The sequence below is a fragment of the Corynebacterium uberis genome, assembly GCF_020616335.1.
GTDB classification, from domain to species: Bacteria; Actinomycetota; Actinomycetes; order Mycobacteriales; family Mycobacteriaceae; genus Corynebacterium; species Corynebacterium uberis.
Window position 1 is genome coordinate 2,061,236 of record NZ_CP085051.1, and the last position, 14,980, is coordinate 2,076,215.

Consider the following 14,980-nt stretch of genomic DNA (forward strand, 5'->3'; position numbering starts at 1 on the left):
CCGTCCCGCCTAGCGCTCGATGCCGCTCATCGCGGCCAAAATCTGATCCATGCTGGGCGTGCGCAGCTCATTGACGATCATCCCGTCAGCCAGGAACACCACCCGGTCCGCGTACGACGCCGCCCGCGCATCATGGGTAACGATCACCACGGTCTGCCCATCCTGATCCACCGAAGTGCGCAAAATGTTCATCACCTCGGCCGAAGAATTGGAATCCAAATTGCCGGTCGGCTCATCGCCGAAAATAATCTCCGGGCGCGACACCAACGCGCGCGCACACGCCACGCGCTGCTGCTGGCCGCCAGACAACTCCGCGGGGCGGTGATCCAGGCGATCAGCCAAGCCCAAACGCTGGGTAATCTGCTCAAACCACGCCTGATCAACCTCAGTGCCCGCAATATCCAGCGGCAACGTAATATTCTCCGCCGCCGTCAAAGTAGGAACGAGGTTAAACGACTGGAAAATGAATCCCAGCCGCTCCCGCCGCAGCGCCGTCATCTCCTTATCGCCAAGCTTGGACAAATCCGTCTCCCCGATAAACACCGACCCCGACGTCGCCGAATCCAGCCCCGCCATGCAGTGCATGAGAGTCGACTTACCCGACCCCGACGGGCCCATGATGGCGGTAAACTGCCCGCGCGCGAAGTCCACATCGACGCCCCCCAGTGCCACAACCGCAGTATCGCCCTGCCCGTAGCGCTTGTACAGCGCCCGAGCATAGGCGGCCGCCTGCCCATGAGGTTGCTTATCGACGCCCCCACCGCTCACCGCAGGTGCAGCCGGTCCGGGTGCAGCGGGCGCGGGTGTTGGCGCCGGTTGCTGCGCAGCAGGAGCAAGCGCAGCCGCCTGTGGAGCCGGAGCCGACGCAGGTTGTTGGGCCGCAGGGGCCTTCTTCTTGGTCTGCGGGATGCCACCCAGGCTCTCTGTACGTGCTGCCGGTTGCGGTGCCTGCTGGGGAGCAGCTTGTTGTGGGGCGGCTTGCTGTGGGGCGGTTTGCTGGGGTGCTGCCTGTTGGGGAACTCTTTGTTGCGGCGTTGCTGGTTGCTGAGGCACAGGGGCCTGCGGGGCGGGACGCTGAGGAGCTGGAGCCTGCTGCACCGGGGCCTGGGGTGCCGGGGCGGCGGGCTTGTGCACGGCGGGCCAAGACGTCGATGGTGCTGCCTGCTGGTTCGAGGATGGCTGATTTGCGGGGACCTGCGGCGGGCGCACTTGCACTTGCGGCCACACGACTTTCTCAGGCTGCTTGGGCTGAGGCGCAGCGTTTGCCGGTACGGATGGGGATTTCTCCGGGTTGGGTTCAGCGGAGGGGGCCGTTGGGTGTTGCGGCCATACCGGGGTATGCGCTGACATTCCGGATAGGTTGCCGTCTGTTCCTGAGCCGGGGCGCGCCTGATTCATATCGGGCAATCTCCTGTCGCCGTTGAATTCTTAAGCTTTGTGTACTGACGAATCTACCGGTTAAGGCTGACCTGCGGTAGTACGGGGGCCGAGAAAATATATCTGGGTATGCGAAAGTGGTCTGTGTGTAACACCAGGGCACAACACCCCGGCCCACACACAGACCACAAACACAAACATTAAGTTAAAGGTCGGCAGCAACCTACTCTCCCACACCCTCCCGAGTGCAGTACCATCAGCGTGAAACGGGCTTAGCTTCCGGGTTCGAAAAGGGACCGGGCGTGACCCCGCCACCATCAACCACCGACACAACCAAAAAACAACCAACCAGCACAAGCCAACAAGCCATGCCAGACACTGCACAGTGGACGCAAACACCCATAATACTCTTGCACAACAACAACGATTGTTGTGTTACTCGGCGAATTAGTACCAGTCACCTCCACCACTTACATGGCTTCCAGATCTAGCCTATCAACCCCGTCATCTACAGGACACCTCAAACGAAACCTCATCTCAAAACAGGCTTCCCGCTTAGATGCTTTCAGCGGTTATCCCTCCCGTACGTAGCCAACCAGCCCTACCCTTGGCAGAATAACTGGCACACCAGAGGTACGTCCGTCCCGGTCCTCTCGTACTAGGGACAGCCTTTCTCAAGTTTCAACGCGCGCGGCGGATAGAGACCGAACTGTCTCACGACGTTCTAAACCCAGCTCGCGTGCCGCTTTAATGGGCGAACAGCCCAACCCTTGGGACCTACTCCAGCCCCAGGATGCGACGAGCCGACATCGAGGTGCCAAACCATCCCGTCGATATGGACTCTTGGGGAAGATCAGCCTGTTATCCCCGGGGTACCTTTTATCCGTTGAGCGACACCACATCCACAAGTAGGTGCCGGATCACTAGTCCCGACTTTCGTCCCTGCTCGAGCCGTCACTCTCACAGTCAAGCTCCCTTATACACTTACACTCAACACTTGATTGCCAACCAAGCTGAGGGAACCTTTGGGCGCCTCCGTTACCATTTAGGAGGCAACCGCCCCAGTTAAACTACCCACCAGGCACTGTCCCCAACCCAGATCATGGGCCAAGGTTAAGATGCCCGATCCGACCAGAGTGGTATTTCACTTGCCGACTCCACACCAACTAGCGTCAATGCTTCAACGTCTCCCACCTATACTACACAAATCGAACCAAACACCAATACCAAGCTATAGTGAAGGTCCCGGGGTCTTTTCGTCCTGCCGCGCGTAACGAGCATCTTTACTCGTACTGCAATTTCACCGGGCCTGTGGTTGAGACAGCAGGGAAGTCGTTACGCCATTCGTGCAGGTCGGAACTTACCCGACAAGGAATTTCGCTACCTTAGGATGGTTATAGTTACCACCGCCGTTTACTGGGGCTTAAATTCTCCGCTTCGACCCACAAGGGATCTAACAGGTCCTCTTAACCTTCCAGCACCGGGCAGGCGTCAGTCCGTATACATCAACTTCAACGTTTTCGCACGGACCTGTGTTTTTAATAAACAGTCGCTTCCCTCTATCCTCTGCGCCCACACACAGCACAACCACCGCACAGGATGATGCACCACACATGGGCCCCCTTCTCCCGAAGTTACGGGGGCAATTTGCCGAATTCCTTAACCACAGTTCACCCGAACGCCTTAGTATACTCTACTCGACTACCTGTGTCGGTTTAGGGTACGGGCCGTACATGCACTCGCTAGAGGCTTTTCTCGACAGCACAGGATCACTGACATCACCCTCAAAAAAGGCTACGCATCACGCCTCAGGTTTAACATGGCACGGATTTACCTACACCACACCCTACACGCTTACACCACAATCCAATAAGTGGCCCAGCTACCCTACTGCGTCACCCCATCACTTGGCTACTACCAGATCAGGCCCTGCGCACCACCACCAACAACACACACCCAAAAAGGGCATGCGACAAAGCCAGTGACAGCAGGCAGTTAGTATCCCTGATTCACCATGGACGCACACACACGGGTACGGGAATATCAACCCGTTAACCATCGACTACGCCTGTCGGCCTCGCCTTAGGCCCCGACTCACCCTGGGAAGACGAACTTGACCCAGGAACCCTTAGTCATACGGCGGGTAAGATTCTCACTTACCACTCGTTACTCATGCCTGCATTCTCACTCGCACACACTCCACACCACGCTCACACGGACGCTTCAACACATGCACGACGCTCCCCTACCCAACAAGCCAAAAGACTTGCTGCCGCGGCTTCGGCGGTGTACTTCAGCCCCACTACATTGTCGGCGCAGAACCACTCGACCAGTGAGCTATTACGCACTCTTTCAAGGATGGCTGCTTCTAAGCCAACCTCCTGGCTGTCTTCGCGATCCCACATCCTTTTCCACTTAGTACACCCTTAGGGGCCTTAGCCGGCGATCTGGGCTGTTTCCCTCTCGACCAATGGAGCTTATCCCCCACAGTCTCACTGCCATGCACCACTTAACCGGCATTCGGAGTTTGGCTGATGTTGCTAAGATGATAGTCCCGCTCAACCAACCAGTAGCTCTACCTCCGGCAAGCTAACACAACGCTGCACCTAAATGCATTTCGGGGAGAACCAGCTATCACGGAGTTTGATTAGCCTTTCACCCCTACCCACAACTCATCCCCTCAGTTTTCAACCTAAGTGGGTTCGCGCCTCCACGACGTCTTACCATCGCTTCACACTGGCCATGGGTAGATCACCCCGCTTCGGGTCCAGAACATGCCACTAAAAACACCCAATTAGGATTCGCTTTCGCTACGACTACCCCACACGGGTTAACCTCGCGACATGCCGCTGACTCGCAGGCTCATTCTTCAAAAGGCACGCCATCACCCCACAGTCAAGGCTCTGACGGATTGTCAACACACGGTTTCAGGTACTATTTCACTCCCCTCCCGGGGTACTTTTCACCATTCCCTCACGGTACTCAATCCGCTATCGGTCACACTGAGTATTCAGGCTTACCGGGTGGTCCCGGCAGATTCACAGCAGATTCCACGAGCCCGCTGCTACTCGGGTAAACACATTAGCGCCACACATGATGATTCACGTACAGGACTCTCACCTACTCCGGCAGGCCATTCCAAACCACTTCCGCTTCACCACGCACAAAAACGCCGACAGGCTGACAGACCCATCACACATGCACCCACAACCCCACACACGCAAACCCTGCCAAGTATCACACGCATGCAGTTTAGCCATTCGTCCGCGTTCGTTCGCCACTACTAACGGAATCACTATTGTTTTCTTCTCCTACGGGTACTGAGATGTTTCACTTCCCCGCGTAACCCCCACAACCACTATGAATTCATGGAAGGGTGACCACCAACAACGATGGCCGGGTTTCCCCATTCGGACATCCTCGGATCAACGCTTAGTTGCCAACTCCCCGAGGCTTAACGCAGACTCACACGTCCTTCATCGGCTCAGTATGCCAAGGCATCCACCGTGTGCCTTAAAAAACACAACAAACAATTTACACAAGAATAAAGATGCTCGCGTCCACTATACAGTTCTCACACAACCCATCAACCTGCAACCAACCACCACGAAAACACGGCAGCCAGCCTACTGGCCGATCAACGACACCACACACAACAAGCATGCCATGCCAGACACCCAACAACGCACCAACATACAACACGATTTTGCCATCACCATCCCACAGACGTGGCATGCGATCCACCCAGAAAACAAAATAAATAAACAAAACTCCTTAGAAAGGAGGTGATCCAGCCGCACCTTCCGGTACGGCTACCTTGTTACGACTTCGTCCCAATCGCCGATCCCACCTTCGACCACTCCCCCCAGAAAACTGGTTGGGCCATGGGCTTCGGGTGTTACCAACTTTCATGACGTGACGGGCGGTGTGTACAAGGCCCGGGAACGTATTCACCGCAGCGTTGCTGATCTGCGATTACTAGCGACTCCGACTTCATGGGGTCGAGTTGCAGACCCCAATCCGAACTAAGGCCGGCTTTAAAAGGATTAGCTCCACCTCACGGTCTCGCAACCTACTGTACCGACCATTGTAGCATGTGTGAAGCCCTGGGCATAAGGGGCATGATGATTTGACGTCATCCCCACCTTCCTCCGAGTTAACCCCGGCAGTCTCTCATGAGTCCCCACCACAACGTGCTGGCAACATAAGACAAGGGTTGCGCTCGTTGCGGGACTTAACCCAACATCTCACGACACGAGCTGACGACAACCATGCACCACCTGTACACCGACCACAAAGGGAAGACACATCTCTGCGCCGATCCAGTGCATGTCAAACCCAGGTAAGGTTCTTCGCGTTGCATCGAATTAATCCACATGCTCCGCCGCTTGTGCGGGCCCCCGTCAATTCCTTTGAGTTTTAGCCTTGCGGCCGTACTCCCCAGGCGGGGCGCTTAATGCGTTAGCTACGGCACGAAAGTCGTGGAAGACCCTCACACCTAGCGCCCACCGTTTACGGCATGGACTACCAGGGTATCTAATCCTGTTCGCTACCCATGCTTTCGCTCCTCAGCGTCAGTAACTGCCCAGTAACCTGCCTTCGCCATCGGTGTTCCTCCTGATATCTGCGCATTCCACCGCTACACCAGGAATTCCAGTTACCCCTACAGTACTCAAGTTATGCCCGTATCGCCTGCACGCCCGGAGTTAAGCCCCGGAATTTCACAGACGACGCGACAAACCACCTACGAGCTCTTTACGCCCAGTAAATCCGGACAACGCTCGCACCCTACGTATTACCGCGGCTGCTGGCACGTAGTTAGCCGGTGCTTCTTCTCACGGTACCGTCACAAAAAGCTTCGTCCCATGCGAAAGGAGTTTACAACCCGAAGGCCGTCATCCCCCACGCGGCGTCGCTGCATCAGGCTTGCGCCCATTGTGCAATATTCCCCACTGCTGCCTCCCGTAGGAGTCTGGGCCGTATCTCAGTCCCAATGTGGCCGTCCACCCTCTCAGGCCGGCTACCCGTCGCCGCCTTGGTAGGCCATTACCCCACCAACAAGCTGATAGGCCGCGAGCTCATCCCTGACCGCAAAAGCTTTCCACCACCGACACTAAACGATGGTCCTATCCGGTATTAGACCCAGTTTCCCAGGCTTATCCCAAAGTCAAGGGCAGATCACCCACGTGTTACTCACCCGTTCGCCACTCGAGTACCCCCTGCAAGCAGGAGGCCTTTCCGTTCGACTTGCATGTGTTAAGCACGCCGCCAGCGTTCGTCCTGAGCCAGGATCAAACTCTCCACAAAAGGCTCGTGAAAAGCCAAAACCTAGCAAAAAAGAAAAACTGACAAGAAAAATAATCAAAACAACAATCATCACTGCCAGCCAACAACAACCACCACAACCAAATTGTGGCACTTATTTAACGTGGCCGTTACACCACGCTGGCACACACCAACCAACCCCACCCATACAAAGCAGAGCCAGCTGAAACAATGACAACAAAATCAAAAAAGTACATTGGTACGCTATTGAGTTCTCACACAACACACCCACAACCCTCCACACACCAGCACAACCAGGATGAAAGGAGAAGGAGTAATGATGGCCAGCGTCTTGTTTTCCTATCGCCACACTCACCAGCTACTGGCGGGGGCGCTGTCGGTCGCGCTGACTCGAACTAATCTACACACACCCCACCAACAACACAACCCCCCAGCTCACACCACATTTTCCCACCACCACAGCGCGCCATCAGACACCACCAGGCGACACCACGCAGCGATGTCACCCGGACACCGCTGCACTACTGGCCGTGGCCGTGGATGCGCTGCACGTTGGCGCCAAGCGCCTGGAGGTTTTCCACAAAGTTGGGGTAACCCCGGTCGATGTGGTGGACGTCGTGGACGGTGGTCTGCCCCTCGGCCACCAGGGCGGCGAGCACCAAGCCGGCCCCGGCGCGGATGTCTGAGGACCACACCTCTGTTGAAGAGAGTTGTTCTATCCCACGCAGCACCACGTGGTGCCCGTCCACGGTGGCGTCCGCACCGAGGCGCAGCATCTCATCAACGAACCGGAAGCGCGCCTCAAAGACGTTTTCCGTAATCACCGACGTGCCGTCGGCCACCGCGGAGATGCCAATGGCCATCGGCTGGAGATCCGTGGGGAAGCCAGGGAAGGGCAAGGTCTGGTAGTCCACGGCCGCAGGCCGGTGGTCCATGCGCACCCGGAAGCCGGTTTCATAGGACTCCACGTCCGCGCCCGCTACCTTGAGCTTTTCCAGCGGCAGGTGCAGGTGGCGCGGGGAGATCCCGCCCACGGTGATGTCCCCTTGGGTCATCGCCGCGGCGTAGGCCCAGGTGCCGGCGACGATGCGGTCGCCGATCACTTCGTGTTCGGTGGGATGGAGCCGCTCGACGCCGTCGATGGTGATGGTGGAGGTGCCCGCGCCGTCGATACGCGCCCCCATGGACACCAGCATGGCGCACAGGTCGGAGATCTCCGGTTCCCGCGCGGCGTTGTCCAGCACCGTGCGACCACTGGCGAGCACGGCCGCGGTGAGGATATTTTCCGTCGCCCCCACCGAGGGGAAGTCCAGCTTGATGTGTGCGCCGACGAGCTGCTCAGCCTCCGCGACAACCGCCCCGTGCTGGATGCGGGTCACGGCCCCCAACTGCTCCAGGCCCGACTGGTGCATGTCCAGCGGGCGCGATCCGATGGCGTCACCGCCGGGTAGCGCCACCACGGCGCGCCGGCACCGGGCTGTCAGCGGCCCCAGCACACACACGGAGGCGCGGAACTGGCGCACGGCATCGAAGGAGGCATCGCTCGACGGCTGCGCGGGCGTGGTGATGTGCACGACGGGGCCGTCGATAAGCACCTCGCACCCCAGCCCCTCCAGAACGTCCCGCATGAGCGGAACGTCCAGGATTTCCGGGCAATTGCGCAGCGTGGTGGTCCCCTCCGCCAACAGCGCCGCCGCCATCAGCTTTAACACGCTGTTCTTGGCGCCGCTGACTCTGACCGAGCCGACCAGCCGCGCCCCTCCAGTTACGATGAAACGATCCTTCACGGGTTCCCAGACTAGCCGGTCCCCGCACATACCGCCCGGCTCAGGGCAACGCCCCAATCCGCCGCGCCGCGTTGACCGCCTCATAGCGGGTATGGGCACCCAGCTTGCGCATGACCGAGCGCAGGTAGCTCTTGACCGTCTCCGCGCCGATGCCCATCTCCTCCGCCGCTTCCAGGTTGGTGTGCCCCAAGGCCACGCACGAGAGCACATCCAGCTCACGGGTGGACAGCTTGGTGGACTGTTTGACGTGGACGGGCGTGACCATCTGGTCGCACAGGGCCTCCAGGTCCCGGCGCACCTCCTCGTCTTCGACCCGGTTGGTCAGCATCCGCAGTTTCGAATGGGTGGACCGCACCTGCTCCCACTCCGCGCCCGACAGCGCCCTGCCCGGCTTGAGCACCGCGGGGGCCGGGGCGCCCGCAGCGAGCCGCAGTGCGGCGTTGACGGCCAGGTCCTGCTCCAGGGTTCGGGCGGTCATGGTGACCTCCTCGATGACCTTGTCGCCCAGGCGCACCGGCGAGTGGACGCCCACGTAGAGCACGCCGCGGATGTCCCTGCGCACGATCACCGGCACGGCGACCAGGGAGTAGAGACCTTCGTCCTGGATGTAGCTGTCATTTTCGTGGGAGATCACGGACGCGCGGGTGTAGTCGCTAACTCCCACGGGGCGGCGGGTGGTGACCACGCGGCCCCCCACGCCTACCCCCGGCTCGATGATCAAGTTGTGCAGGGCGGGGGTACGTAGCCCCACCCATTGGGTGATCTGGAGCCGATTCCCGGGCAACATGGCTGCGAAGAGCGTCACCGGGATGCCGGTGGCGGTTTTTAGTGAAGTCAGTGCTTGGTGCACTACCTCTTCGTCGTCCTTGATGCGCTGGGGTTCCACATCGCCCTCCTCGCGTGCATCGTCGGGATGCACAGTAATTGTCCTGTTAACCTGGGGTGATAGGCAAGCGGGGGTGATCGAATCACTCCCCGCACTCATTTTTGCCCGAAATAACGGTCGAAATTATAACCCCTGGACCGGGGGTAGAGGAAAGTTTCCCCAGCGCCCCCGGCCTGGGAAAGCAGTCCGAGCCCGCCTGCACACACGTAGAAAACGGGGGTAGGAGCCGCGAACCCTTCGCGTGAGCGCGCCCGAGTATGCCCGGATCCGCTGCTCACACTACCCCCGGATTGATTAAGTGTGGAAACCTTTCAATACACATTGATGACTTTGAGTGATTCCCGTCACACCTACCCCCGGTGGTAATAGACCGCTCAGTTCGCTGTTTCAGACTGGACTGTCTAGTCGGAGCGTGTATCATGGCCCCCACACGGCGCAGCGCCCGGCACAACACCTGCCCCGCGGAACCGTTAGCTGCGAGAGTGCCCACTCCGGAAGCGGCACTAGTACCAAAACACAGAAAGGTTGTCTGTCTCCCATGGCAAAGATTTACCAAGACATCACCGAGACCATCGGCCGCACCCCGCTCGTCCGACTCAACCGGCTCACCGCCGACCTCGACGCGGAGATCCTGGTCAAGGTCGAGTCCTTTAACCCGGCCAACAGCGTTAAGGACCGCATCGGCAAGGCCATCATCGAGGCCGCCGAGGCCGCGGGCGAACTCAAGCCCGGCGGCACCATCGTCGAGGCGACCTCCGGCAACACCGGCATCGCCCTGGCCATGGTCGGCGCCGCCAAGGGCTACCACGTGGTCCTGACCATGCCGGAGACCATGTCCACCGAGCGCCGGGTCATGCTGCGCGCCTACGGCGCCGAGATCGTGCTCACCCCCGGGGCCGCCGGCATGCAGGGCGCGGTGGACAAGGCCGATGAAATCGTCGCCGAGCGCGAGGGCGCCATCCTGGCCAAGCAGTTCTCCAACCCCGCCAACCCGCGCATCCACCGCGAGACCACCGCCGAGGAGATCTGGGAGGACACCGACGGCAACGTGGACATCTTCGTCGCCGGCTTCGGCACCGGCGGCACCGTCTCCGGCGTCGGCGAGGTACTCAAGGAGCGCAAGCCCGACGTCCAGGTCTACGCCGTCGAGCCCTCCGCCTCCCCGCTGCTGACCGCAGGCAAGGCCGGCCCCCACAAGATCCAGGGCATCGGCGCCAACTTCATCCCCGAGGTCCTTGACCGCAAGATCCTCGACGACGTGCTCACCGTGGACAACGACGCCGCCGTCGAATGGGCCCGCAAGCTCGGCGAGGCCGAGGGCATCCTCGGCGGCATCTCCTCCGGCGCCAACATCAAGGCCGCCCTGGACCTGGCCGCCAAGCCGGAAAACAAGGGCAAGACCATCGTCACCGTGGTCACCGACTTCGGCGAGCGCTACGTCTCCACCGTCCTCTACGAAGACATCCGCGACTAACCCACCGCCCCCAAGGCCCCGCGTTGCGACGCCCCCAGCGTCACCGCGGGGCCTTAAAACTACTCTCCCCCACCCCCCGTGACTGATAGGATGAATGCCCATGCGCACAGTGTCCACAGTGGTGTCCATGATCGCCATGATTCGGGAGGACCTGGCCAACGCCAAGGAACATGACCCCGCAGCGCGTGGCAACGTTGAAAACGCGCTCGTCTACTCCGGGCTTCACGCCATCTGGTCACACCGCATCGCCCACCGCCTGTGGATCCGCGGGGCCAAGGGGCCAGCACGCATCCTCGCCCAATTCACCCGCTTTCTCACCGGCATTGAGATCCACCCCGGGGCGACCATCGGGCGGCGCTTCTTCATCGACCACGGCATGGGCGTGGTCATCGGGGAGACCACAGAAATCGGCGACGGCGTCATGCTCTACCACGGCGTCACCCTCGGCGGGCAGGTGCTCACCCAGACCAAGCGCCACCCCACCCTGTGCGACAACGTCACCGTAGGCACCGGGGCGAAGGTCCTTGGACCCATCACCATCGGCGAAGGCTCCGCCATCGGCGCCAACGCCGTGGTGACCAAGGACGTGCCCGCACAGCACATCGCCGTGGGCATCCCCGCCACCTACCGGCCGCGCGGCTCCCACGAGCGCGTCAAACTGGTCGACCCTGACTTTTACGTCATCTAGCCGCCCCGTACCACCTGCCCGCTTAGGCCAGCAGTGCGGAGAACTCTGGGTGCTTGTCCACGAAACCCGCCACGGCTGGGCAGGTGGGGCGCACGCGCCAACCCTCCTCGCGCGCGTACTCCAGGGCCCCACTGATCAGCGGGCCGGATAACCCCTTGCCGCGAAATTCCTCGGCGACCACCGTGTGGCGGAAATCCGCCACCCCAGAGTGGTCCAGAACATAGTCCAGGTGGCCCGCCGCAGTGCCATTGACCTGAAGGACAAAACGCTGCAGCTCAGGCTCGTGCGTCACAGAAGTCTTCATGTGCGCCCACCGTACGCGAAAAACCGGCCCGGGTGATGGTACTCATCACATCCGGGCCGGTTTGTGTCGGTTGTGGCCAGAGCCAGGATCGAACTGGCGACCTTCCACTTTTCAGGCGGACGCTCTACCGACTGAGCTATCTGGCCGAGAATGTCACGCAACAATGAGGACATTCTTGCGACCCTGACGGGACTTGAACCCGCGACCTCCGCCGTGACAGGGCGGCGCGCTAACCAACTGCGCCACAGGGCCTAACGTGATGCAAGGAGACCCGCTGGGGTGCCCTGTGCACGAGAAGATACTCTACACAGAAGCTTCCAAAGCTTTCAAATCCGCAGCTTAAGCATGAAAAAAGCGCCGGATCGCTCTCACGATCCGGCGCTGTGTGTGGCGACCCTGACGGGACTTGAACCCGCGACCTCCGCCGTGACAGGGCGGCGCGCTAACCAACTGCGCCACAGGGCCTTGCCATCAAGATGTGCCCCTTGCGGGCCACATCTAGTACCCCCAACGGGATTCGAACCCGTGTCGCCGCCGTGAAAGGGCGGTGTCCTAGGCCTCTAGACGATGGGGGCAATCATGATGTCCGCGCCATCGGCGCGGCCCCCTGCAATATACGTGACGGTGCCCACGACACCAAAATTGGACCCACTAGGATGGGCCCATGAGCTCGCCCAAGGACCCCTGCTGCCCGGAGACCACCCCCGGATACTCCCCCGCAGCCAGCAGCTACATCACCCGGCTCAAGCGCATCGAGGGTCAGGTCCGCGGCCTCCAGCGCATGATCGAAGCGGACGAATACTGCATCGACGTGGTCACCCAAATCAGCGCCGCCGCCGGGGCGTTGAACTCCGTGGCCGTCGCGCTCATGGAGGACCACCTGCACCATTGTGTCGCGCAGGCCGTGCGCGCCGGCTCCGACCAAGGCGACGAAAAGATCGCGGAAGCCATGCGGGCGATCTCGCGGATGGTCAAGGGCTAGTCGTCGGCTGCGGGCTCGAGCTTCTTATCAAAGTTGATGTAGACGCCGAAGGCCCAGTCCTTATCGGTGAGCATTCGGGCGGCCACCAGGCCTGCGCCGATGGCAATCACCGTCATCATCGCCGTCGCCGCGTGGGAGACGGCATCATCCATCAGCCCCTCGTTGAGGGCGTGAATGGCCCGAAACATGGCAGGCCCCGGGATCATGATCACCGCGGCTGGCACCGTGGACGTCACCCGCGGAATATGTGCGGTGGTTACCGCTACCGCCCCCAAGCCACCGATGATCAGCCCGCCGATGAAGGCCGCCATATAGGGGCTTAAACCCGCCTCCACGAGTGCCAGCCGCGCCACGTTCGCCGTGGTGCCCACCAGGGAGGCAACGAGCACCATCCTGCGCGAGGAGTTAAACAGGAACGCAAAGCCGGCGATCCCGGCAAAACTGGCCACCGCTGCCAGCGGGTACCACTGCCACCACGCCATGGGATCAGCAACAACCGGTGCCGGATTCATCCCCGTCACCCAACTGATCATCCCCACCGAGAAGGTCGCGGTGATGATGATCGTCAGCGCGTAGGTCAGCCGTGAGATACCGGCATCCATGTCAAAGCGCGATAGGTCAATCATCGCCGAAAATAGCGGGAAACCCGGCACGAGGAACAGCACCGCCGCCACGAATCCGACGTTGAGCCGCTCCGGATCCACCACCCCCGTCAGCCCCAGCACCTGGATGATCAGGTAGTACACCAGGCAGGCGACCACCCCGCCGGCGGCAACCCCGCCGAGCTGGCGGACCTTGTGCTTGCCCATCCACCCGCGCACCGACTGCCCCGCGCACGCGGACAGCGCAACAAGGACCACCTCGGGCGTCGCAAAGCGATTAAGCACCGCAAAACTCGCGCACGCCACCCCCGCAGCCACCGCGCGAAACCAGTGCGGCCATCGCTTGACGACGCCCCGGTCAATCTCATCGAGGTACCCATTCAGCTCATCAACAGTAATGCGCCGCTGCAGGCCATGGGTGAGGTTTTCCAGGGCCTCAATGCGCGAGGCATCCACGTCCGGACTGTCCTGGTTAGCCACAATCGTGCGAAATTGTTCGCCGCGATGAAAAGTACACGTAATCGTGGTCACGGAAATGACCGCATCCATATTGTCAAAACCCAGCGCCCGCGCCGCGCGCTTCATTCCCCGAATCACCCGATAACCGCCCGCGCCCGCACCCATGAGCAGCATGCCCAGCCGCAATACCGCATCAGCTTCCAGGCCCATCTTGAACTGAGTATCTTGCGCCACGTGCCCGCACTCCTTTTGTCATCGGGTCGGCTACCTCGACGAGTCCTAAGGTAGTCGCAGCGGAGCATGAAGGCTGGCATCACCCTGGCCACCTGCACATATGCCGGCCTCACACGGTGATCAGCCCCTTGTCCAGCAGGAGCGAACGCACAGGAGCCTCCGCCCCAAAGATGTACGCGCGCGCCAGCGCATCATGAAACGCTTCCGCCAATTCGGGATCATTGTCCCGATGCGGAACCATCAACAGCTGCCCCGTGCCCGCATGAATCAGTATGTGATTGGCGGCCATAAGCGCCGTGCGCTTATTCCCATCACCAAACGGTTGCGCCGCACTTATTCGAATAAACGCCGTCAGCGCCGCATCAACGGCGGATGGCTGCGCACACATCTCGGGCACCAGCCCCTCCACATCATCGTCTGTCATCGCGGCTGGCTCGTGGCGCCCATACCGGGTGTTCACCCCAATTCCTTGCCCCGCTTGCCGCAATGCGCCGGGAACAAGCGCTGCGCTTCGCGTCATGCTCGCATTAATGCCGCGGACTATCTCAGCCGAAAGCGGCAGCTCACTAGCTTTAAGAAGATACGCCGCCGCAGCACTAAGGTCCTGCAGCACAGCCAGGTCAGCGCGGCTGACCACGTCGGAGGCATCCCCGATGGTCAGGAACTTCACCGCGCCGGCACGCCCCGTACGCACACCTTCAAAGACCACTGCCGCGGAATACAGGACCGGGACGAGATCGAGCACCGAGACCATGAATCTCCACCCACTTTCTTACAGTTCGCCCACACCGGCGAGTTCTCCCCGGACACATAGACTGAAGAAACGAATCCAACAATTGTGTAAGTAAACGGCAATTATCCAAGAGCGCTGGGCCGACTATATCTCCGCGCACTCCAATTT

General features: G+C 60.5%; 10 protein-coding genes, 4 tRNA genes and 3 rRNA genes. 3 read left to right on the top strand and 14 right to left on the bottom strand.

What is annotated here, in order from left to right; all coding sequences use genetic code 11:
- Positions 1–9 precede the first annotated feature (9 nt).
- From LH390_RS09385 to ramA, 7 genes are all read right to left on the bottom strand, one after another.
- The gene (locus LH390_RS09385; RefSeq protein WP_227281567.1) at positions 10–768 is read right to left on the bottom strand and encodes an ABC transporter ATP-binding protein; all 759 of its coding nucleotides are present in this window, start codon (positions 766–768) and stop codon (positions 10–12) included.
- An 819-nt stretch (positions 769–1,587) separates the two neighbouring features.
- Positions 1,588–1,706, bottom strand: a 5S ribosomal RNA gene (rrf, locus tag LH390_RS09390).
- A 97-nt stretch (positions 1,707–1,803) separates the two neighbouring features.
- Positions 1,804–4,905, bottom strand: a 23S ribosomal RNA gene (locus LH390_RS09395).
- 6 nt (positions 4,906–4,911) lie between these two features.
- The gene (locus LH390_RS09400) at positions 4,912–5,145 is read right to left on the bottom strand and encodes a hypothetical protein (RefSeq protein ID WP_227288208.1); all 234 of its coding nucleotides are present in this window, start codon (positions 5,143–5,145) and stop codon (positions 4,912–4,914) included.
- Positions 5,146–5,155: 10 nt separating this feature from the next.
- Positions 5,156–6,684 (bottom strand): 16S ribosomal RNA (locus tag LH390_RS09405).
- Together the 16S, 23S and 5S rRNA genes form the textbook arrangement of a ribosomal RNA operon.
- A 500-nt stretch (positions 6,685–7,184) precedes the next feature.
- A complete protein-coding gene (murA, locus tag LH390_RS09410; protein WP_227281566.1) occupies positions 7,185–8,450 on the bottom strand; it encodes a UDP-N-acetylglucosamine 1-carboxyvinyltransferase in 1,266 nt (421 codons plus the stop codon).
- A 40-nt stretch (positions 8,451–8,490) separates the two neighbouring features.
- On the bottom strand, positions 8,491–9,336 hold the full coding sequence (ramA, locus tag LH390_RS09415; RefSeq protein ID WP_227282708.1) for an acetate metabolism transcriptional regulator RamA: 846 nt from the start codon (positions 9,334–9,336) through the stop codon (positions 8,491–8,493).
- A 538-nt stretch (positions 9,337–9,874) separates the two neighbouring features.
- Between ramA and cysK the strand changes: the two genes are divergently transcribed.
- Together cysK and epsC are read left to right on the top strand one after the other, a co-directional pair.
- Positions 9,875–10,810, top strand: a complete 936-nt coding sequence (gene cysK, locus LH390_RS09420) for a cysteine synthase A (protein ID WP_227281565.1) — start codon at positions 9,875–9,877, stop codon at positions 10,808–10,810.
- Between the two features lie 136 nt (positions 10,811–10,946).
- Positions 10,947–11,498 (top strand): serine O-acetyltransferase EpsC, encoded by a 552-nt coding sequence (gene epsC, locus LH390_RS09425; protein WP_274709878.1) that lies wholly within the window; start codon positions 10,947–10,949, stop codon positions 11,496–11,498.
- 22 nt (positions 11,499–11,520) lie between these two features.
- Here the strand turns inward: epsC and LH390_RS09430 are convergent, their stop codons facing one another.
- From LH390_RS09430 to LH390_RS09450, 5 genes are all read right to left on the bottom strand, one after another.
- On the bottom strand, positions 11,521–11,802 hold the full coding sequence (locus tag LH390_RS09430; RefSeq protein WP_227281564.1) for a GNAT family N-acetyltransferase: 282 nt from the start codon (positions 11,800–11,802) through the stop codon (positions 11,521–11,523).
- Between the two features lie 73 nt (positions 11,803–11,875).
- Positions 11,876–11,948, bottom strand: a tRNA-Phe gene (locus LH390_RS09435).
- Positions 11,949–11,980: 32 nt separating this feature from the next.
- Positions 11,981–12,054, bottom strand: a tRNA-Asp gene (locus tag LH390_RS09440).
- A 136-nt stretch (positions 12,055–12,190) separates the two neighbouring features.
- Positions 12,191–12,267: transfer RNA gene (locus LH390_RS09445), tRNA-Asp, on the bottom strand.
- 37 nt (positions 12,268–12,304) lie between these two features.
- Positions 12,305–12,377: transfer RNA gene (locus LH390_RS09450), tRNA-Glu, on the bottom strand.
- Positions 12,378–12,466: 89 nt separating this feature from the next.
- Here LH390_RS09450 and LH390_RS09455 point away from each other — a divergent pair.
- Positions 12,467–12,784: a metal-sensitive transcriptional regulator gene (locus tag LH390_RS09455; RefSeq protein ID WP_227281563.1), complete on the top strand. Its 318-nt coding sequence runs from the start codon at positions 12,467–12,469 to the stop codon at positions 12,782–12,784.
- Here LH390_RS09455 and LH390_RS09460 read toward each other — a convergent pair.
- Both LH390_RS09460 and LH390_RS09465 read right to left on the bottom strand, forming a co-directional pair.
- On the bottom strand, positions 12,781–14,079 hold the full coding sequence (locus LH390_RS09460) for a threonine/serine exporter family protein (protein WP_227281562.1): 1,299 nt from the start codon (positions 14,077–14,079) through the stop codon (positions 12,781–12,783). The two genes, LH390_RS09455 and LH390_RS09460, sit on opposite strands and share 4 nt — an antisense overlap.
- A 109-nt stretch (positions 14,080–14,188) precedes the next feature.
- Entirely contained in the window at positions 14,189–14,824 is a 636-nt protein-coding gene (locus tag LH390_RS09465) for a Fic family protein (protein ID WP_227281561.1), read from the bottom strand.
- Positions 14,825–14,980 lie beyond the last annotated feature (156 nt).